The sequence below is a fragment of the Amycolatopsis sp. NPDC052450 genome (assembly GCF_044547565.1).
Classification (GTDB): domain Bacteria; phylum Actinomycetota; class Actinomycetes; order Mycobacteriales; family Pseudonocardiaceae; genus Amycolatopsis.
Genome location: NZ_JBIUAQ010000001.1, coordinates 785,812 through 804,495, shown reverse-complemented (window position 1 = coordinate 804,495; position 18,684 = coordinate 785,812). Strand labels below are relative to the sequence as shown.

At 67.8% G+C, this 18,684-nt stretch carries 20 protein-coding genes; 7 read left to right on the top strand and 13 right to left on the bottom strand.

The window, feature by feature from the left end; all coding sequences use genetic code 11:
• Nucleotides 1-30: 30 nt before the first annotated feature.
• The 4 genes from ACIHAO_RS03935 to ACIHAO_RS03920 are packed head-to-tail and all read left to right on the top strand — an operon-like array spanning nt 31 to nt 3,307.
• Nucleotides 31-441: a hypothetical protein gene (locus ACIHAO_RS03935; protein ID WP_396554618.1), complete on the top strand. Its 411-nt coding sequence runs from the start codon at nt 31-33 to the stop codon at nt 439-441.
• 12 nt (nt 442-453) lie between these two features.
• Nucleotides 454-2,463 carry a hypothetical protein gene (locus ACIHAO_RS03930; RefSeq protein ID WP_396554617.1) on the top strand — a complete coding sequence of 670 codons (2,010 nt, stop codon included), beginning with the start codon at nt 454-456 and terminating at the stop codon, nt 2,461-2,463.
• Entirely contained in the window at nt 2,460-2,789 is a 330-nt protein-coding gene (locus ACIHAO_RS03925) for a type VII secretion target (protein ID WP_396554616.1), read from the top strand. The genes ACIHAO_RS03930 and ACIHAO_RS03925 overlap by 4 nt, the downstream gene beginning before the upstream one ends.
• A complete protein-coding gene (locus ACIHAO_RS03920) occupies nt 2,786-3,307 on the top strand; it encodes a YbaB/EbfC family nucleoid-associated protein (protein ID WP_396554615.1) in 522 nt (173 codons plus the stop codon). Before ACIHAO_RS03925 ends, ACIHAO_RS03920 begins: the two co-directional genes overlap by 4 nt.
• 119 nt (nt 3,308-3,426) lie before the next feature.
• Here the strand turns inward: ACIHAO_RS03920 and ACIHAO_RS03915 are convergent, their stop codons facing one another.
• The 3 genes from ACIHAO_RS03915 to ACIHAO_RS03905 all read right to left on the bottom strand — a co-directional run bounded on the left by ACIHAO_RS03915 (nt 3,427) and on the right by ACIHAO_RS03905 (nt 6,908).
• The gene (locus ACIHAO_RS03915; protein ID WP_396554614.1) at nt 3,427-4,602 is read right to left on the bottom strand and encodes a diguanylate cyclase; all 1,176 of its coding nucleotides are present in this window, start codon (nt 4,600-4,602) and stop codon (nt 3,427-3,429) included.
• 254 nt (nt 4,603-4,856) lie between these two features.
• Nucleotides 4,857-6,119: an MFS transporter gene (locus ACIHAO_RS03910; RefSeq protein ID WP_396554613.1), complete on the bottom strand. Its 1,263-nt coding sequence runs from the start codon at nt 6,117-6,119 to the stop codon at nt 4,857-4,859.
• 72 nt (nt 6,120-6,191) lie between these two features.
• On the bottom strand, nt 6,192-6,908 hold the full coding sequence (locus ACIHAO_RS03905) for a hypothetical protein (RefSeq protein WP_396554612.1): 717 nt from the start codon (nt 6,906-6,908) through the stop codon (nt 6,192-6,194).
• 77 nt (nt 6,909-6,985) lie between these two features.
• Here ACIHAO_RS03905 and ACIHAO_RS03900 point away from each other — a divergent pair, with 77 nt between their 5' ends.
• Nucleotides 6,986-7,834: a LysR family transcriptional regulator gene (locus ACIHAO_RS03900; RefSeq protein ID WP_396554611.1), complete on the top strand. Its 849-nt coding sequence runs from the start codon at nt 6,986-6,988 to the stop codon at nt 7,832-7,834.
• Here ACIHAO_RS03900 and ACIHAO_RS03895 read toward each other — a convergent pair.
• Nucleotides 7,822-8,454 (bottom strand): hypothetical protein, encoded by a 633-nt coding sequence (locus ACIHAO_RS03895; RefSeq protein ID WP_396554610.1) that lies wholly within the window; start codon nt 8,452-8,454, stop codon nt 7,822-7,824. The two genes, ACIHAO_RS03900 and ACIHAO_RS03895, sit on opposite strands and share 13 nt — an antisense overlap.
• Before the next feature lie 138 nt (nt 8,455-8,592).
• The gene (locus ACIHAO_RS03890; RefSeq protein WP_125780637.1) at nt 8,593-9,417 is read right to left on the bottom strand and encodes an SDR family oxidoreductase; all 825 of its coding nucleotides are present in this window, start codon (nt 9,415-9,417) and stop codon (nt 8,593-8,595) included.
• A gap of 146 nt (nt 9,418-9,563) precedes the next feature.
• Here ACIHAO_RS03890 and ACIHAO_RS03885 point away from each other — a divergent pair, with 146 nt between their 5' ends.
• Together ACIHAO_RS03885 and ACIHAO_RS03880 are read left to right on the top strand one after the other, a co-directional pair.
• Nucleotides 9,564-10,322: a trypsin-like serine peptidase gene (locus ACIHAO_RS03885; protein WP_396554796.1), complete on the top strand. Its 759-nt coding sequence runs from the start codon at nt 9,564-9,566 to the stop codon at nt 10,320-10,322.
• A gap of 7 nt (nt 10,323-10,329) precedes the next feature.
• A complete protein-coding gene (locus ACIHAO_RS03880) occupies nt 10,330-10,548 on the top strand; it encodes an RNA-binding S4 domain-containing protein (RefSeq protein WP_005149665.1) in 219 nt (72 codons plus the stop codon).
• Here ACIHAO_RS03880 and ACIHAO_RS03875 read toward each other — a convergent pair.
• From ACIHAO_RS03875 to ACIHAO_RS03840, 8 genes are all read right to left on the bottom strand, one after another.
• The gene (locus ACIHAO_RS03875) at nt 10,545-10,982 is read right to left on the bottom strand and encodes a hypothetical protein (RefSeq protein WP_396554609.1); all 438 of its coding nucleotides are present in this window, start codon (nt 10,980-10,982) and stop codon (nt 10,545-10,547) included. The genes ACIHAO_RS03880 and ACIHAO_RS03875 overlap by 4 nt on opposite strands.
• Before the next feature lie 323 nt (nt 10,983-11,305).
• Nucleotides 11,306-11,854 carry a hypothetical protein gene (locus ACIHAO_RS03870; RefSeq protein ID WP_396554608.1) on the bottom strand — a complete coding sequence of 183 codons (549 nt, stop codon included), beginning with the start codon at nt 11,852-11,854 and terminating at the stop codon, nt 11,306-11,308.
• A 17-nt stretch (nt 11,855-11,871) separates the two neighbouring features.
• Nucleotides 11,872-12,570: a vWA domain-containing protein gene (locus ACIHAO_RS03865; RefSeq protein WP_396554607.1), complete on the bottom strand. Its 699-nt coding sequence runs from the start codon at nt 12,568-12,570 to the stop codon at nt 11,872-11,874.
• Nucleotides 12,571-12,586: 16 nt separating this feature from the next.
• A complete protein-coding gene (locus ACIHAO_RS03860; protein WP_396554606.1) occupies nt 12,587-13,519 on the bottom strand; it encodes a protein kinase in 933 nt (310 codons plus the stop codon).
• Nucleotides 13,516-14,544: a serine/threonine protein phosphatase gene (locus tag ACIHAO_RS03855; protein WP_396554605.1), complete on the bottom strand. Its 1,029-nt coding sequence runs from the start codon at nt 14,542-14,544 to the stop codon at nt 13,516-13,518. The genes ACIHAO_RS03860 and ACIHAO_RS03855 overlap by 4 nt, the downstream gene beginning before the upstream one ends.
• A gap of 9 nt (nt 14,545-14,553) precedes the next feature.
• Nucleotides 14,554-15,543, bottom strand: a complete 990-nt coding sequence (locus ACIHAO_RS03850; protein ID WP_396554604.1) for a hypothetical protein — start codon at nt 15,541-15,543, stop codon at nt 14,554-14,556.
• Nucleotides 15,544-15,554: 11 nt separating this feature from the next.
• Complete coding sequence (locus ACIHAO_RS03845; protein WP_396554603.1) at nt 15,555-17,708, bottom strand: hypothetical protein; 2,154 nt, start codon at nt 17,706-17,708, stop codon at nt 15,555-15,557.
• A 12-nt stretch (nt 17,709-17,720) separates the two neighbouring features.
• Complete coding sequence (locus tag ACIHAO_RS03840; RefSeq protein WP_396554602.1) at nt 17,721-18,437, bottom strand: hypothetical protein; 717 nt, start codon at nt 18,435-18,437, stop codon at nt 17,721-17,723.
• Between the last annotated feature and the right edge of the window lie 247 nt (nt 18,438-18,684).

Sequence of the window (18,684 nt, the reverse complement as noted above, 5' to 3'; positions counted from 1 at the left end):
CCCTCCTGAACCCGGCGAGAGGATCCTCCGTTGACCGAGGAAGCACAAGCAGTGAAGGCGACGATGGTGGCGGCCCGGGTCGGACTCGCGGGCGCGCAGCTGAAGGCCATGGCGAAACAGGGTGGTTTCGCCGTCGACGAGAGCACCGGCGCGGAGATGATCCGGTCGCTTCAAGGAGTGATCGACAGCCTCGAAGAGCGCTGGAGCGCGCTGACCAAGCTGCGCAACACGCCGCCGATGAGCTCCACCGCGACCGCGCGCTGGGTGTCCGAGCACATGCACGGCACCGCGACGGACGCGCAGGGCCTGCTCACCCAGCTCGAAGCCGCCCGCGCCGAATTCCCGACCTACGTCGAGGCGATCGAACTCGCCAAGCGGAACTACCGGGAACGCGACGACGAGAACCAGCGCAACCTGACGCGGATCGACACCGAGATCTAAGAGGAGAGACCCGTGACCGAATCCGCGGAGAAGACCACGAAGGTCTCCGACCCCCAGTCCGAGGACTACAACCCGGACGACCCGTTCTACGACGTCACGGCCGACTCGTCGTCGGCCTATTACGTCGGGCCGCTGGCCGACGAGGCCGCCTCCGGCGACGAGATCCGGGCCGGGGCCGCCGCCGGGACCGACCTGCTGTTCAACATCCTCGGCTGGGGTGACACGGCGCTCAACGGCTTCAAGGACGTCTTCACGCAGAAGATGTACGAAGGGCAGCTGGACAAGGCGCGCGAAGGTCTCGACAAGAATCTGGAGATCCGCCAACCCGGCACCCCGCCGTCCACGGTCTGGGCCAACGCCACCCACGAGCAGATGCAGGCCGCGATCGCGGACAACGCGGATCCGGCCGCGGTGGCCGAGACCTCCGAAGAGTGGGTCCGGGCGGGCAACGACCTGGCCACCCACCAGCGCAACCTGGCGAAAGCGATCAACGCGAGCACGGCCAACTGGGAGGGCGAAGGCGGCGACGCGGCCCGCGAGCACCTCGCCGGTGTCGGCAAGTGGCTCGGCTCGACCGCGAACGGCGCGACACTGGCCGGGCGGCAGCAGCAGATCCACTCGCAGACCCTCAACGAGACGCAGAAGCTGATGGCGGCGAACCCGCCGGTCGCGTTCAGCGTGCAGGAGGCCAACGCCAACCTGCAGACGATCACCGACCCGCACGTGTACATGGCACAGCTCGGGAAGGACCTCTCGACCTTCAAGAAGCAGCAGGACGCGCGGGATCAGGCCGCGAAGGTGATGACCGACTTCGACGGCACGGTCGGTTCGGCGATCGCCACCCCGGCGTTCCCCGCCCCGCCGAAGCTGCCGACCATGCAGGCGACCAGGCAGCTGCAGGGCAGCCCCGCCGGCGGTGGAGCGGGCTCGCCCGCTCAAACGCTTCACGACCGGATGGCGCCCGAAGGCGCCGATGTCACCCCGTTCAGCGCGGGCTCCGACGGGACCATCGCCGCTTCGATGGACGGGACCACCCAGGGTGGACCCGGCGGCCCCGGCAGCGTGTCGCCGTTCAACGCGCCGAACGGCGGACCGGGCGGCAGTGGTCCCGGTGGAAGTGGTCCTGGAGGCAGCGGTCCGGGCGGCGGCTTCCCCGGCGGCGGTGGTCCTGGTGGTGGCTTCCCCGGTGGTGGCGGTCCCGGCTCCAACCCGGCCATGCCCAACATCCCGAACGGGCCGACCGGCGGCGAGACCTACAAACCCGCGGCATCGGCGGGCCCCAACCTCCCGAACCTGCCCAAGATCGACGACAGCACGCGCACCACGGGCTACACACCGCCGTCCGTCACGCCGCCGTCGTTCACCCCGCCGAACATCCCCATCCCCGATAGCGGCGGCGGGCCCCGCCCCGGTGGCGGTCTCCCGTTCACCCCGCCGAACATCCCGATCCCGAACGGGCCCAGCAACAGCGGGCCCAACAGCGGCGGACCGAGGCCGGTCATGCCGAACATCCCGCCGATCCCGCGGCCCGGTGGCATCGGCGAGCGGCTCGGCGGCCCCACGTTCCCGGACGGCAACTCGTACAAGGGCACGCCGTACAACCCGCCCAAGCTCGGCATGCCGAACATCCCGGGCGGTGGCACCAGCGGTCTCGGCGGCAGCACCAGCGGCTTCGGCGGCGGGACCGGCGCGGGCGGCGCGGGTGCCGGTGCCGGCGGCGGTGGCCTCGGTGGCGCCGGAAGGGCGACGGGTTCGCTCGGTATGGGCGGCGCCGTCGGCGCGGGCGCGATGGACGCCGAAGCGGCCGCGGCCCGCGCGGCCGGTTCCGGCGGCAAGCCGGGTACGCCCGGCGGTATGCCGATGGGCGGCATGGCGCCCGCGGCCGGTAAGGGACAGGGCCAGGAGGACAAGGAGCACAAGGTCGCCGACTACGTCGAATCCGACGACCCGTCCTTCTTCGCCGCCGACGAGATCGTGGCCCCGCCGGTGATCGGCGACTGGAAGAACAAGGACTGGAAATGACGGCTTCGTTCGAGGTCGACCCGGACGACCTGACCGCGCACGCGAGCCATCTCGACGGGCTCGTGGACCGGCTGAACACCGCGCACGGCGCGACCGGTTCGGCCATGTCGTCGGACGCGTACGGCCTGCTGTGCGCGTTCCTGCCGCCGATCGTCAACCCGGCGGGCGAACGCGCGGCGGATACGATCAAGGCGGCGGCGGAAGGCATCCAGTCGACCGCGGACAACGTCCGCACCGCCGCGAAGTCCTATGTAGACGGTGACAAGACCAACGCGGAACCGTTCAAGGCGGACTTCAAGGCCTTGGACATCGGAGGGAAGACGTGACCGGCGGGAACGAGCTCGGGGAGCTCATGCTGGACCCCGACGAGGCCCAGCGCAAAATGGACCGATGGGCGGCGGGGCTGGAAGAAAAGGCCCAGCGCTACGCGGCCGCACAGGAGCGCACGGAGCAGCTGCGGCTGACCGCGGCCAGTTCCGACGGCGCCGTCAAGATCACCGTCGGCGCGGACGGTGGCGTGACGGACATCGAATTCGGGAACAAGGCCAGGACGTACCCGCTGGAGGAACTGTCGCGGCAGATCCTCCAGACGATGCACCAGGCGCAGGCAGGCATCGCGGGCCAGGTCGCCGAGGTCATGCAGGAATCGCTCGGCGACGAGGACCAGGAGACCAGGGCGCTGATGATCGGCACCCTGCGCAGCCGCTTCCCCGAGATCGAAGAGGAAGAGCCGCCCGCGCCGCCCGCTCCTCCCGCGTCGTCCGCCGACGCCCCGCCTCCGCCGCAGGCGCCTCGCGAGAAACGCCACGAAGCACCGGAAGACGAAGAAAACTCACCCTGGTAGCGGGGTAAGTCGAACGTGGCGTGGTCGGTGCCGGCCCGGCCTCGAACTCTCATGTCGTGAAGGGCCCCTTTGAGACGTTGAAGGTCTCGAAGGGGCCCTTCACGACATCCCCACCACACTCACGCGGCGGCGAGCGAGACGACGCGGTTCCGGCCGCTGTTCTTCGCCTGGTAGAGCGCGGAGTCGGCGACGTGCAGCAGCCGCTCCAGCACGGTCCCGCCCGACGGGTAGACCGCGACGCCGATCGACACCGAAAGACCCCGCACGATCCGCGGCCCCGAAGCGGTCACGACCTCGACCTCGATCGCCATCACCGCCTGCCGGACCCGCTCGGCCACGGGGATCACGTCGGTCTCCGTCGCGCCGGGTAGCAGCACGACGAACTCTTCGCCGCCGAAGCGCCCGACGGAGTCGTAGTCGCGCACGTGCTCCGAGATCGTCTCCGCGACGGCCTTGAGCACGACGTCGCCCGCGAGGTGCCCGTAGACGTCGTTGACCTGCTTGAAGTGGTCGAGGTCGAGCATCAGTACCCCGAGCTTGCTCTTCGCCCTCGCCGCCGACGAAAGCTCCCGTTCGCCGAGCACATGCCACGCGTGCGCGTTCAGCACGCCGGTCTTGCCGTCGATGTTCGCCGCGATCTCCAGTTGCCGCACCAGCACACTGCGGTGCAGCACCAGCACGGGCAGCAGGATGAACGGGACGAGCGCGGGCGCGTGCACGATGCCCAGCGCGGTCGAGGTCCCGAGCACCAGGGTGGTGACCTCCAGCAGGTTGTCGTCGCCGGAGCCGAACAGCGAACGCGGCGACCGGCCCCCGGTGTGCAGGTACACCGAAAGCGCCACGACGAACGCGTTGGCCACGGTGAACACGGCCGCCGCCTCGACGATCTTCAGCGAACCGGCGAACCCGACGGGCAGACCGTTCCAGCCGGAGACGATGGCGCCCGAAGCCAGGCAGGACAGCACGATCGCCGCCGCGCAGTACACGACGCGGTAGGCGGGGCGGTGGCTCATCCCCCGCCACACCCGGAGCCAAAGGTGCAGGTAGATGAGCAGGCCGAGGGCGAGCGCGAGCCCGGACGGCAGGACGAGCACCCCCGCGAACGTCCACACCGAAGTCATGTTGATGTGCGGCCGGTCACAGAGTGTGCGCCGCAACCGTTCCACCGAACGCGAAAGCTCGGCCTGCAGGAAAGCGAGGCCGAGCAGTGATCCAAATCGGACGAACTCCGTAGTCTCGTAGTTCGATCGGAGCAGGGCGACTACGGCGACTGCCGCCGCAAGTCCTTCCACCACAAGAAAAACCGCCGGCACCCCCCGTGGTCCGGACCATAAGTCCCAGTTTCGGACCCAGGTTCTCAGCCGCGTACCGGCCCCTTCTCCGACGAGTTCCGCATCCCCCATAATCATCGTCACCGGTCCCCCTTCCGTACGCAATTCAATGTATCCGAGGTAGTACTGAGGGTGGCTCGAGTCAATTCCGGAACACACAGATGGAGCAGTGGGAGGGAGGATCATCATGAACGGTCGCGAGGACTGATCCCACCGATTCAGCCGGTTCGGCTCCCGGCCGGGAGCCATACATCGGGCCCGGTGGCGATGGTGCGTTTCCACGCCATCGCCATCGGGCCCGCCGAGGCGACGGCGACCGTCGCGGCCACCCCGACGGCCACGAACGGACCGGTCAACTGGGCGAGACCACCCGCGAGCATGATCCCGATTCCTTGTACGGTCACCAAACTCGTCGAGGTCAGGCCCATCACCTGCGCCCGGACGCCGTCCGGCACCGCACGCGCCATCAGCGCGACGGCCTGCAGGTGGTACGGCGCCGCGAACGCGCCGCTGAGCCCGATCAACGCGAGACAGACCGGCAGTGACGGATGAAAGAAGACAAAGACCAACGGAACGACGGATGCGATGGCGAGAATGCCGACCATTCGCGTTTTCCGCCGCGCCGGAACCCATTTCGTGAAGATCCACGATCCTATTACCGAACCCACCGGATCCGCCGCGAGAATAAGACCGACCGCGAAACTCCCCGCCCCGAGCCCGACGGCGAGCGGCGCCGCGAGCCCTTCCGGCGCGATGGCGAACCCGGCGAGCATCTTCAGCCCGAACAACACGCGGATTCCCTTGCCCTGCCACAGTTCTCTGACGCCTTCACCACTGAAAGCCCGCGCCACCCGGCTTTTCACCGAAGATTCCGTGGCGGCGGGGCCCCGGCGACGGACCCCTGTGGACACGAGCAGCGCCGAGACCACAAAGGTCGCCGCGTCGATCACCAGTCCCCAGTAGGGCGTCACGAGCCCGATCACCAGTCCGCCACCGCCGAATCCGGCCAGCTGTGCCGTTTGGATGGTGATCGTGCGGACCGCGAGCCCGGCGACGTACCGCTCGCCTTCGAGGACGTCCGGGAGCAAGGCGAGCTGTGCCGCCCGGAACGGGCCGCCCGCCATCGTCAGGATCACCAGCAGCCCGGCCAGCACCGCCAAGGGCGTCCCCGGGACCGCCATCAACGCCGCGATCGCCGCGCGCAGCAGGTCGCAGACGATCATCACCGTCCGCCGCGAATACCGGTCCGCCAGCCCGGCGAACAGGGTGCCGCCGATCAGCGTCGGCAGATACGTCAGCCCGTAGGTGAGTCCGGTCAGCCCCGCCGACGCCGTTCTTTCCCACACCAGTACCGACAACGCGACCCTGGCCAGCTGGTCACCGGCCTGCGAAAACGCTTCGGCCGCCCACAACGCACGGAATTCACCGACCGCGAAAGCGGCCTTGAACGGTGTGCTCCGAGCGGAATCCCCCTTTTCCATGAGCCCCTCCCCTTGGCTCACGGTAGTCGATCACTTTCGCTGTGTCAGCGGCCATCCGGCGCACGACCGCCGTCATCGTCCACTGTGGACAGACAGCTTCGCGTGCGCCACGGCGGCACGAGCGAAGGCATGGACGAGTGGATGGGGGCGGGTGCCGTCGCCGGCGAGTTCCGGTTGGAACAGTGTCGCCAGGAAGAACGGGTGCTCCGGCAGTTCCGCGATCCGCGCGTCGCCCTCGCCGTCGAATCCACTGAAGACGAGCCCGTTCGCCGCCAGGGTGTCCCGATGCCGGGCGTCGAGGCCGTACGAACAGTGGTACCGCTCAACGGAACGCTCCGCGCCGAGGATCCGCGCGGCCAGCGTTCCGGGCGTGACGTGGATGGCGCTCTCGTGCCCGACGAGCGAACACGCCAGCGGGACGATCAACTGCTCGGCCGACTCCGGCGCGTTCTCCGCGTGCCCGATTCCGCCGAGACCGCAGGCGTTCCGTGCGAATTCCAGCAGCGCGTGCTGGAAACCGGCGCAGGTGCCGAGGAACGGGATGCCGTTCTCGCGGGCGGCGCGCACGGTGTCCACCGCGCCGGCTTCGGACCGATAGGGACTGCCGGGCACCAGCCAGACCGCGTCGAACCCGGTGACGTCGCCGACGGCGTCGGTCGGGATCCAGTAGGCGTCGAGTTCGAGGCCGTCACGTTCGGCGAGACGTTCGAAGAGCGCCGGGATCCGGACGTGGGAGCGGACGCCGTCCGAACGGTCGCCGACCAGGGCGATCCTGGCTGTCTGTGTCATGCGGCCATCCTGACCCGCGGGGCGAGTTCAGCGCCAACGATGATCTTTGCTGAAGTCATAAGAGATACTGATGCACCATGGAGACCCATCTGCTCCGCACCTTCGTGGCGGTGGCCCGCGGCGGCTCGTTCTCCCGGGCCGCGCGCGACCTCGGCTACACGCAGTCCGCGATCTCCCAGCACATCGCCGCGCTCGAACACGACCTCGGCACCGCGTTGCTGACCCGGCGGCCCGTCGCGCCGACGCGGGCCGGGGAACGTCTCCTCGAACACGCCGGTCCGCTGCTGACCCGGCTCGACGCCGCCCGCGCGGACCTCGCCCGGCTCACCGCGGCCCCCAACGGCCGGGTCGTGCTCGGACTGACGCCGCTTTCCCTCACCGCCGAAGTCGCCGCCGCCGCGCACCGCGGCGCCGAATTGCGCGTGCTGCGCCGTGAAGACGTCCTGACGGAGGTCGCGACGGGCTCGCTCGACCTCGGTCTCGTCGACGGTATGACCGCGCCGAGTGATCCTCTCCCACTGCCGGACTTCGGCCCGCTCACCACCACCGTCGTCGGCGAACGCCCGCTCGCGGTCGCGGTGCCCGCCGGTCATCCGCTGACCGGACGGACCGCCGGGCTGGCCGAACTCGCCGACGCGCACTGGATCGACGCGCCGGACACCGCGATTCCCTTGGAACGGTTGAGAAAATCCGCTTCGACCGACGGATTCCGCGGCCGGCTGCGGTACACCGGGACCGACGTCCACGGCCTGCTTCGCCTGGTCTCGGCCGGTCAAGGACTGGCGGTGCTCCCGGCCGACGTCATCACCGGCGTCGGCGTGCTTTCGCTGTCCTCGCCGCGGGTGGTCCACCGCACCGAACTCGTGCACGGCGACCCCGGCGAGGGCTCCGCGCTGGCCGCCGCGCTGACGGGTCAGCGGCCGTAACTCATCATTCCCTGCGCCATCTGCATCGCCAGCGAACTCGCGACGGCGGGATCCATCATGCTCCGGAGGTCCTCCGCGGCCTTGTCGCGCGCTCCGATGTCCGAACGCGGCTGCTCCGGCGGCTTGGTCTCGGCGGGCGGCAGGGCGACGACCCGTTCCTTGACGGGCTTCTTCTTCGTCGCGGGCGCCTGCTGTTTCACGGTGACCGGAACGTAGACGGTCACCGGGGCCGCCTGCGGCGCGGGCTGCGCGACGGGCGGCTGCTGGGTCGCCACCGCGGGCAGCGGCGGCTCCGGCAAGGCGGTGTCGTCGACCGGTTCGAGGGTGAACGTGCCGGCGAACCAGCCGATCGCGAGCAGCGCCACCCCCGCTCCGCCGACCAGCCAGGACCGGGCGCGACGGTGGATGACGACGGCCTTGGGCCGGAGATCCTTGTCCACGACCGGTTCGCAGACCGGGGGCCGCACCGGCATCGGCTTGGGCTCCGGCTCGTTTTCCGGGCTGCGCCGCCGCTTCGGCAAGCTCGCCGCGATGATCCCCGTCCGGTCGAGTAGTTCGACGGTCTCGACAGGCGCGGAGAAAGCGTCTGTCGGCGGACGGCGCTGGGCGGCGCGCGGCATGGGGACCTCCGGAAGGGGAATCACGAACTTGAGCATTGTGGTGCATTTCCGACGCCGCCGTAAGTAACGCACCCCGATCGAGTTATGCCGAGCCGTCCGGACCACGGAGGGTTACTCCGTTCAGTGGCTTCCCCTTTCTCAGAGATTCCGCATTCCCCAGCGCCCGAGCAGGGCGAGTGGCCGCTGGTAAAAAGAGCCGAGCACCCGGGGAATCGCGTCGATGGCATACGCGTCCGGCCCGATCAGGATGCGCGCCGTCCCCCGTTCGATACCACGCACGATGGTCTGCGCGGCCTTCTCCGGCGTCGTCCTCGCGATCTTTTCGAATCCCTCGGCGGCCTTGTCGATGTCCCGCTCGACGCCGCCCCGCGCGTCGCGGGCGATATTCGTCTTGATGCCGCCGGGATGCACGCAGCTGACCTTGACCGGATGGCGGGCGATCAGCATTTCCTGGCGCAGCGCCTCGGTGAACCCCCGCACCGCGAATTTCGCCGCGTTGTACGCACTCTGCGTGGGCACGCCGATGAAGCCGAACACACTCGAAAGGTTGACGATGTGCCCGTCGCCCGAAGCGATCACCTGGGGCAGAAAGGCTTTTGTGCCGTTGACCACGCCGCCGAGATTGATCCCCATCAGCCAGTCGTAGTCGTCCCAGGTCATTTCCTCGACCGTGGCGCCGAGCGCGACCCCGGCGTTGTTCACCACGACGTTGGCGCCCCCGAAATCGACGGCGACCTCCTCGGCGTGCGCGAGGACGGCGTCGCGGTCGGCGACGTCGAGCGCGTACGCCTTCGCGGTCGCGCCCGCCGTCTCGCACTCCGCGACGGTGCCCGCCGCACGGACGGCGTCGACGTCGGACAGCGCCAGCCTGGCACCCCGCCCCGCCAGCTCGATCGCGAGTGCCTTGCCGATTCCCGAGCCCGCGCCCGTGATCACCACGACCTTGTCCGTGAACGACCTCATACCCGCTCCCAACCCGCTCGACTGTTACCGGAGGTAACACATACTACGGCTGTGAGCTTGCTGTGCGTTGATCGATTCGGGCTGTGTTCGTGCCCCACTTATGGTGATCTGTGACCGGACAGCCGTGGAAGAGCGAAAGGAAGGCGATGCGCCGCGCCCTGTTGCTCGTGCTCTGTGCCGTTCTGTCCGGTTGCTCCGCCGCTTCGGATCCTGTCGCGACCGACGCCGGCGGCACCGCCGCGACGGTGGCCGCCACCCCCGCGCCGCGGACCAACCCGGCGATCGGCGCGCTCTTCATCGACGGGACGCATTTCTGCACGGCCAGCGTCGTCCACAGTGCCCCCGGCGACCTCCTGCTCACGGCGGCGCATTGCCTTCACGACGGCGAAGGCGGCGAGTACGCGACGGGGATTTCGTTCGCGCCCGGCTATCACGACGGCGTCGCGCCGTACGGCTACTGGGACGTCTCCGAACCGCAGGTCCCCGAAGGGTGGGCCGATTCGTCCGATCCGGACCTGGACGTCGGCTTCGCGACCGCGCATCAGGCGGGCAACACAAAAACCCTCGAAAGCGTCACCGGCGCCAACACGCTCGTGACCGGCGGCGGATTCGCCCACTCGATCACCCTGACCGGGTATCCCGACGAACGGGAGGCGCCGGTCGTCTGCCACGGCACCAGCAGCCAGGCCGACACCTACCAGATGCGCGTCGGCTGCCCCGGCTTCACGACCGGCACCAGCGGCGGCCCCTGGGTGGTCGACCCCGACCCGGCGACCGAACTCGGCACCGTCGTCGGCGTGATCGGCGGCTACCTGTACGGCGGGGACGACCCGGACACGTCCTACAGCAGCTACTTCGACACCGACGTCGCCACCCTGTACCGGAAAATGGACGCACGGGGATGATCTCCCCATGAGCATCCACGACGTCCCGATCACCGGCGAGCCGATCCGCCTCGGCCAGTTCCTCAAACTGGCCAACCTGGCCGAAGACGGCTCGCACGCCAAAGACCTCCTCGACGCCGAAGAGGTCACGGTCAACGGCGAGGTGGAGGTCCGGCGCGGCCGTCAGCTGACGAACGGCGACGTCGTGGAGGTCGGCGGCGAAGGCGGCCGCGTCGTCCTGGCCTAGGCGGGCGACGTCGCACTGTCCGACAAGACCTCCCCGCCTCGGATCACCACCAGCCGGTTCGCCTTGATCTCGTAGGTGTACACCCCTCTCCGAGCTGTGTACCCGTCCGCGGTCCGCTGGGCCGGGATCTGCAGGTGGTGTTCGTCCGTCACCGGTTTGCCCTTGCCCTGCCCGTCGTAGAAGAGACGACCGTCGGCCGTTTCGCAGACGGTGACGAGGTGTCTTTCCGTCTGTAAGCGGACCTTGAGGACGCCCTCTCCTCCTGGCAGGAATCGGGCGACCTCGACCGGGCAAGGGCTCCCTTCCGGATTCCGGAGACCGTTCGACGTGGGGCGGCCATCTCCGGAACGCGACTTCCCACCTCCGCCGATGCCTGCCGCGATGAGAGGTACGACACAGCAGAGCACCGTGAGAGACGCCAGGCCGAGCACCACGAAGGTCGAGACTCCGCTTTTCGGCCGGGACGGCCTTGGCGAAGGAGGCCGATACGGCAGACCGGCAGGCGGCGACGGGGTATGCGGACGTGGCGGCGGAGGAGGTGGCGGGGCGGTGGCGTATCCCGTCGGCGGCTCGGCACGGCGAGGCTCCGAGGGCGTTGCCGACGTCTGTGGCCGCCTCGGTCGTCGACTCCGCACCATCGTCACCTCTGACGACGTCGTGCTCCCGGCCTCCCGTTCGCATCGTCTACACGTCCGGGAGGCACCGTCGTTGATGGTGTCGCAACCGTCGCAGGACCACTTCACGACTGCTCCTTCCCTCAATCCGACGGGCCGGGGAAACCGCCGTGCCCCAATGGGCGGTATCCGATCCAATCCGGCGTACCCGGGATACGGGAGAAGTCGAGCTGTGGAAGCACGGCCTTCTCCGCCCGGTCACGGCGGGTCGTGAGAGCTCCACCGTTCGGCGGTGAAACCCGGTTGTCCCAGATCGTCTGGAGCGCGTCGGACAGCACCTCGTTGACCACTGGCCGCGACTCCTTCAGCACCGGTCGCCGACCGGTGTTCGCCCTGGCGCCGGGCACCGCTCGACGAGCGCCTCCCGGTGGTGCGGGCGGATCGGGCGTGATGGAGTTCGTCAAGACGACCAGGTCGTCCCAAATCGAGGCCGGGAAGTGCAGGACGACCTCCCCTGACGGCTCACCGTCCACCGCCGCCCAGCGGAACGTCAATTCCGCCCGGACTTCGTCCGCGGCGGTCGTGACGTGGCCGAGCCTGGCTTCCGAGCAGTTCGCGAGCGGTATGTCCAGATGGACACCCGCCGCGTCGACGGTCACCCGCTCACGGTTCCAGCCCACCGTCACACCCACGCCGTGCAGGATCGCCATCACAGGCTGTTCGCGATGGTGTTGATGATCTCGCCCATCTCCCACTCCTCGAGGCCCTCACCCGCGTTGGAGGGGAAGAACAAGGTGTTGTTCCAGTCATCCGCGATCTCCGGCCATGGCGAGATCTCCGGCGCGAACAGGAGCAGCCGCTTCGCCGAGTTGTCCATGACGGAACGCTGGCTCCGGGCGTGCCCCCACTGCTCGAACAGTTCGTCGATCGAATCCGGGACCGACGCCGGGTAGGTGGCGGCCGCCCGTTGCCGAGGCGATCCCAGTGGATGTGCCGGGGCGTCGGTGAACAGCACGACCACATGCCGCCGTCGATCGAGGCCGCGTTCCCAGGGGGCTTGCACCGCGAGGGCGAGCGCCTCGAGGCCGGATTCCGGGATATCGCCGCCGCCGTCGGCCTCCAGGCCGTGCACGAACTTGTCGAACTCCACCGAACGCTCGGGCAGCACGAGGAAGTCCGTCTGTTCGAGAGCGTCTTCGGCACAGTCTCCGAAGTCCCGGAAGGCGATGACCTTCAGCCTCAGCTGGCTGATGGCCTTGCCCTTCGCCCGCATCTCGGCGATCAGCCTCTCGTGGAAGGACAGGGCACTCGCCTTCACGTCATCGAGGACGTGCGCCATGCTGGCGGTGGAATCGATGCACAACACGATGTCGACCGCGTACTTCAGGGCCTCATGTGGCCTGCTCATGGGGGTCGCCCTCTCTCTAACGATTCGCGGACACGTTGATCCGCAGTCGAGACCGTTTGGTGTCCACCAGGGACTTGTCATCCAGCGCGAGCAGCACGTCTGCCGCCGTCGGCCTGGCACGGGGATCGGCCTCGAGCAACGCTTGGATCAAGGCCGTCGCCCGGTCGCTCAACTTGCTGTCGAGCAGGACGTCCGCTCCGGCGTTGACCGCTTCCGCGACGGACCCGTGCGCACCGGCGAATCCGGGCGGTGCTCCGGTGAGATATCCGTGCAACATCAGTCCGAACGCGAACATGTCCGCGGCCGTGGTCAACTGCTCCGGCCGGATCGACGGGTCGTTCTTCAAGTAGCGCAGCAGCTCCGGGGAGGCATAACCCGCGTCTCCACCGATCGTGTCGCGGTCCGGTGGCGAACCCGAAAGGTAGGCGTCGTCGAAGTCGATGAGCTTCGCGGTGTAGAGGTCGCTACGCGGCGGCCGGTGCAGGAGCACATTGTCCGGTTTGAGATCACCGTGCACGATCTTCTGGCGATGCAGTAAGGCCAGACTGTCACCGAGCGTTCCGAGCAGTACCACTTTCTGCTGACTCGAGAGTGCTCCCGGCGGCGGCATCGGCACTGGTGTCATCCGAGCCGTCACCTTGTAGTACTTGGTCCCCACACAGAAGAAGTCGAGGGCCGTGACCAGATTGCCGGCATAGGGGTCGGTCGGGTCGAGGTTGCTGATCACCGCCCAGTGCCTGCGCTCGAACTCCTCGCACTGCTCCAGCCGGAGCCGTTTGGACTCTTCATCACCCATCGAGTTGCGACCAGGACGTTTGGGATCAAGGAACTCCTTGATGAAGTACTCATGCCCGCCTCGTTCCACGAAGGCCCAGAGGCACTTTCCGGCTCCGTCGTTGGTCGGCTTGGTGACTACCCGATAGCCGTTCAGGCTGTCGCCTTGCTTCATCGAACTTCCTCCTTGAACGGCATCCGGCGTTCGTAACCGGACCGGTAGTGCTCCCAAGAACCTTTGCGAGCAGCGACGAAACCCTCCCGGTCCGTCCGCTCCTCCGCCGCCCGCAACGGCTCCCAGAACTCGGTCCTCACCAGGCCGAGCCGCGCGGCGTAGTAGCCGCGAAGGTCTTCGAAGTCACTGAAACCCAAGGCCAACAAGGAAAGCGATGCGTCATCACCCGTGTACGAGCAGACCGTCTCGACAAGATTGCCAGCCCAATGGTCGAGGTCCACCGCGGTGCTCAACGACTTCAAAAGGAAGTATTCGAAGTCGGCCGGGCCACGTACGTATCCGAAAAAGCCGTCTGTCGCACAGAGCAGCACACAAGGTGCCGGTGCGTCACCGTGCGCGGAGTTGACCACGAAATGCCTGTCGGCGGAAACCAGGTTCGTCATCGGCGGGTCTTCGATGAGCAGGGTCAGTGCGTCGGCCGAATCGGTGTCGTCGAGCGACAGCTGCTGCAGCCCGGACTCTTCGAGGAGGTAACAACGCGAGTCGCCTGCCCAGAAGACCTGCCAGCGGACCGCGTCGTCACCGACCTCGTAGCGAATCGAAGCGAGGGTCGTCGGCAGGGTCCGCCGCATGCTGCCACCCAGCTTGCTGGGATTCCCTATGGCCATCTGACCGAGCCGGAGATCGAGCAAGCTCTTGAGGCCGAAGGCGCCGGGGTCGGCGTTGTCCTCCGCGACACGCACGTACCACTCCTCCGTCGCCGCTCTGGCCGTCCGGGACCCGACCCAGGCGCCCGTCCGTTCGCGACCGTCCGGCGTCGAACCCGCCCCCGCCGAACCCGCTCCACCCGCGCCATCGAAAACCGCGATGAGGCCTTCGGCCGCGGGCTTTCGATGAATCAACAGCGGTTCGGCGTCCTCACCCGCACCCGCTTTCCGTTCGGTCCAGACACCCAGTGCCTGGATTCCCTGTTCCTGCCAACGCCAGTACGCGGCGCCCGGACTCTCGGACGCGACTATCTCCACGTTCGCTCCTCACCCGTCCGGATCGGTTCGGCCCGGACCTTGCCCCAGGCCACGGATCCGGTTCACCGGCTGTCCCGGCTCGCCGGCTTCCGGCCGATCGGACTGCGATCGCACCTGCTCCTCGGATGCCGAGTCGGAGGCGGGCGCGAGAGAACCGGTCAGCCGCGACTTGCGTTTTTTCGGGCGATCCTCGCTCGGCTCACCGAGCAGCCTGGCGGTCAGCTTCTTCCGTTCCTCGCGGAAAGCGAACGGCTCGCCACCTTCGCCAGGCTCAAGCGCCTTCATCGTCCTCAGCATCAGTTCCGCTTCATCAGCTCTCGCGGTCGCTTCGAACTCCAGCAACTGCGACGGGTCCCCACCACGTTTGGCGAGCCACTGGGCGTACATCTCATCGCGACCGCCGCGAACGACATCGGCCATCGGCTCGCGTCGCATCCGATCCATCCTGATCGCGCGGCTCGTGTCGTGGAACTCCGCGCTGCTCTGCTCGACAGCGCCACCGGCGTGCAACTCGACGAGATAGCCGCCAAGGTAGACGGCGGAGTCTCCGGTGAACTTCGCCAGATGCGCGTTCATCGCGGCCTCGGCCTGATTGAACTCCGAGATGTCGTATTCGCGCGCGGCCTGGCGCATCAGCCTCGCCATCTGAAGCCGGAGAGATCCGGTCATGTCCCGCACTCGGCGCTTCGCGATCTCCGTGGGGTTGTGCACCCGGCAGGTGAAGCTGACGGTCGCGGTGAACTGGAACGAGGGATCCGCACTGGGAACCCGCTCTTCCAAGCTGAGCGCATAGTTCCCGAGGTCGATGAGGTACGACCGGTGGTACTTGCCGAGCCGGGCTTCGGGAACCCGATCGCCGGCGGCGATCACCAGGGGCGGCCCTTCTTCCGGCTCCAGCACGAGACTGGTTCCGAGCCGTGGTGCGGCGATGGGAGTGAAGATCCTGAGCCGGGGAAGCTCTCGAAGCTCGAGGATCGGGTCGTAGGTCACGGTGGGCATGAAGGCTCCGTTCAAGCGGGTACAGATAGCTCGCGCAGGATTTCGAAGGCGGAAGCGGAGGGATTCCCCTCGGAATCGGCCCACAGCTCGAGGTGGTACTCGAGGCGCTCACAGTCCAGGTCGCTGAGCCCGGCGACAGTGAGAATCTGGGTACGGACTGCCTGGAAGACGCTCGGATCCCGATCCGCCATCCTCAGCCACTCGTGCAACGCGTCCAACGCCATGGGCCTGACCTGAGCGTTCGCCAGAGCCCGCGCCCACAGTTCGGCGAGTTCCCGTGGCGCGTTCACCGCGTTCGAGAGCAACGTCGGCAACCCCGGGCGCCGGACCGGCACCACCGTGGTCTCCGACTCGGCTCGGCTGACCGGAGTCCTGGCGGCGAAAGTGAACGCCACCAGTCCCTTCTCCACCAGCGCGCTCCCGTCCTGCCGAGCGGTCCAGGCGAGCAGCGCCCGGAGAACCTCGGTGAAGGAACCACCGTCGAGAAGGTGCAGGATCCCCACGGCGATGACCTCGAGGGAATCCCAGTCGTCGTCCTCGGCCAGGCACCGCAGGACGCCCAGCGCTCTGCTCGGATCTTCCAAGCCCCATGGACTGCCTGCCACCAGCCCCGCGGTCGCGGCCATGCGCCGTTCGTAGACGTTTTCCGGTGCCGCGGCCCAATCCCGCAACAAGGTCCAGACGCTGTCGGTGTGCTCCGACAGCGCGCCGACGACGCTCAAGGCGAGGGCGATGCTCTGCCTGAGCTGGACGGTCTTGCTCCGCGCCCACGGCCTGAGATAGCGGTGCATCGCGTGCTGGAGATCGCCCGACGCGATGATCCCGACAGCCGTTCCGGCCCTGGCGCGCACTTCGATGTCCGGGTGTCCGCACAGGCTCTTCAACCAGGCCAAGAGAACCGGCCGGTACATGTCGTACTCATACCAGATATGCGTGAGTACCACCGGCTGCAAGCGCTGGTTGCGAAACCTCACCAGCTCCACGGCCCCCGGCTCATCCCCGACGTCGAGCTCGATCCACGGATGGTCCTTCCGCAGTGTGCCCCGGAAATGCATCGGTTCCTCGCCGGGAGCGTCGGGAAGTCTGGTGAAGAGTTGCGCCGCGGCGTCGGAAAGGGTGAGGTAGCTGCTTCCCTCGAGTACCGCGACCGCGAACACGAACGCCAGGTGATCGTGCCTCTTGTGTTCGGAGAACCACTCCCGGACCAGTTCGCCAGGCCTGTCGAGCCTCGCGACCGCGTCACGCAGATCGCCACCGTCGCTGACGACCCTGAGGACCTCGGCGGCGAACTCCACGGCGAACTGCGGTCTCGGCCGGGCCTCCAGCAAAGGCCTCGCACCCGCCTCGGTCAGCTGCCGCTTGATCGCCTCCCGATCGAACGGACCTGTCCGGCTCAAACGTTCCGTGACCACGTCGAAGGCATACGGCGCCGCGAGGTTCTCGACTACGTAGTCCGTACGCCATGTGGCCTGAGCCAGCTCTTCGCTGAGCGGTTCGGTGAGCACGACCAAATAGGCACCCGCGTCCGCCAGAGCGCGGGAAACCGCGTCGAACCACGTCTCGCTGAGCAGCCCCAACGAGGCATCCTCCCGCGGGACCAGGTATCCGGCCGCGTCGTGCGGTGGTTCCCAGGTCCGGTCGCCCAGCACCTCCAGCGCGTCCAGCTTGTACAAGGCCGGTTCGTCGACGCCGAGTGCCCGCCGCAGTAGTTCCAACGCCGTCGTACGCTGGCCGAGCCCCTCGGCGGTAGCGAGGGTGACGACGTGCTTTCTACTGAGCACCCTTATCGCCCGGCTGAATCCCGCCGGTTCGACGAATGCCGCCGTGTACTCGGCGATCTCGGCGGCATCGATCGCGACGAGGGTCGCGCTGGACCGCCGCTTCCGGTGCTCACCGCCACCACCGATGGTGAAGTCGCGGCCCGCGTGCACCTCCGCGGCGAAATAGTTGATCATCGTGGCGCCGGGGCCCCGGGTCCGCTCGATCCACTCGCTGATGATCGCCTGCGAACGGTCGCTGTCCTCCCAACCCGCGCCCTCGTCTTTCAAGGCACGGAGAGCGTCCTCCTTGGTTCGTGGAGTTCCGGAGTTGTTCTCCTCCTCCGGAACCTCGCCGTACCCACCGGTGTCAGGCGGCCGATTTTCGCCGCCCTCTGTCGTTTCCATGGTTCTCGCAGGTCAGTCGTTGTTGATGACGAAGTCGCGATGAGCGGTGACCGGCCCGGCGAAGAGCGTGTTGGCGGTCATGCCCGCGGTCTTGGCTCCACCGGGGCCGCCTGACTTCTTCTCGATAGCAGGACTCTCCGGGAGGCTGGTGAAACCGGGTACCCGGACCCATGCGGGTTTGCCGATTCTCTCGACGGTGATCTCCCGGTAGTGCGCCGCACCGGTCTCGCCGGGGTGATGGCGGATGAGGTCGTGGAAGAGCCGTTCCGAAGCGATGACCACGCATTGGGCCCGCTGGATCTCCTTGAAACGGCTTTTCAGCTCTTCCGCGTCAAGCAGGCGGAACGCCGAATTGAGCGCGTCGCCGCCGTAGCCGTGCCGATCACGGTGGACCTCGCCGACGTGCAGAGCGATCCTGAGTCGCAGCCAGTCCGAGAGCGCGTTGGACCGGTTGTGTTCCTCCAGCGAACTGACGAGTTGTCCGAGGAATTTCCCGGCAAGGTGGATCTTGGGAACCGCCGAGTCGACGAGGATCATGACGCCGTCTCCTCGATCCTCCCTGACCTGGTGGCGCTCGCTCACCCCTGCCTGGCCGAAGGCTTCGTCGAGGATCGCGTAGAGCGCCTTTCTGACTTCCATCTGAGCCGGGTCGGGCAGTTTGGTCGATCCCTCCACGTCGACGAGCACTATGGATCGGTACTCGGTGACCGGCGGTCCCGACTGGTTCATGAAGACCAACTTCTGACTCCACTCGCACTATTTCGCCTGCAACTGGCGGCAAGTTTCAAAGGCCGGAGCCCTCGATACAAGGACAGAATCAGGACAACAGGGTGCCGCCTCAGCGGGAAGTGACAAAAAGCGGACAAATATCTGCCACCGGACCCCGGGGCGGCCGGCCCCCTCGAGCCGGCCGCCCGGTCCCCTCAGCCGAACAGCACGCTCACCAGCACAAGCAACAGATGCGGCTCCATCTTCG

Bases quoted from the DNA above. Each gene is read 5' to 3' on its own strand.
- ACIHAO_RS03845 (WP_396554603.1), bottom strand. From the start codon at position 17,708: ATGGAAACGACAGAGGGCGGCGAAAATCGGCCGCCTGACACCGGTGGG.
- ACIHAO_RS03890 (WP_125780637.1), bottom strand. From the start codon at position 9,417: ATGAGGTCGTTCACGGACAAGGTCGTGGTGATCACGGGCGCGGGCTCG.
- ACIHAO_RS03910 (WP_396554613.1), bottom strand. From the start codon at position 6,119: ATGGAAAAGGGGGATTCCGCTCGGAGCACACCGTTCAAGGCCGCTTTC.
- ACIHAO_RS03895 (WP_396554610.1), bottom strand. From the start codon at position 8,454: ATGCCGCGCGCCGCCCAGCGCCGTCCGCCGACAGACGCTTTCTCCGCG.
- ACIHAO_RS03865 (WP_396554607.1), bottom strand. From the start codon at position 12,570: ATGAGCAGGCCACATGAGGCCCTGAAGTACGCGGTCGACATCGTGTTG.
- ACIHAO_RS03885 (WP_396554796.1), top strand. From the start codon at position 9,564: ATGCGCCGCGCCCTGTTGCTCGTGCTCTGTGCCGTTCTGTCCGGTTGC.
- ACIHAO_RS03905 (WP_396554612.1), bottom strand. From the start codon at position 6,908: ATGACACAGACAGCCAGGATCGCCCTGGTCGGCGACCGTTCGGACGGC.
- ACIHAO_RS03840 (WP_396554602.1), bottom strand. From the start codon at position 18,437: ATGAACCAGTCGGGACCGCCGGTCACCGAGTACCGATCCATAGTGCTC.
- ACIHAO_RS03925 (WP_396554616.1), top strand. From the start codon at position 2,460: ATGACGGCTTCGTTCGAGGTCGACCCGGACGACCTGACCGCGCACGCG.
- ACIHAO_RS03860 (WP_396554606.1), bottom strand. From the start codon at position 13,519: ATGAAGCAAGGCGACAGCCTGAACGGCTATCGGGTAGTCACCAAGCCG.
- ACIHAO_RS03900 (WP_396554611.1), top strand. From the start codon at position 6,986: ATGGAGACCCATCTGCTCCGCACCTTCGTGGCGGTGGCCCGCGGCGGC.
- ACIHAO_RS03850 (WP_396554604.1), bottom strand. From the start codon at position 15,543: ATGCCCACCGTGACCTACGACCCGATCCTCGAGCTTCGAGAGCTTCCC.
- ACIHAO_RS03880 (WP_005149665.1), top strand. From the start codon at position 10,330: ATGAGCATCCACGACGTCCCGATCACCGGCGAGCCGATCCGCCTCGGC.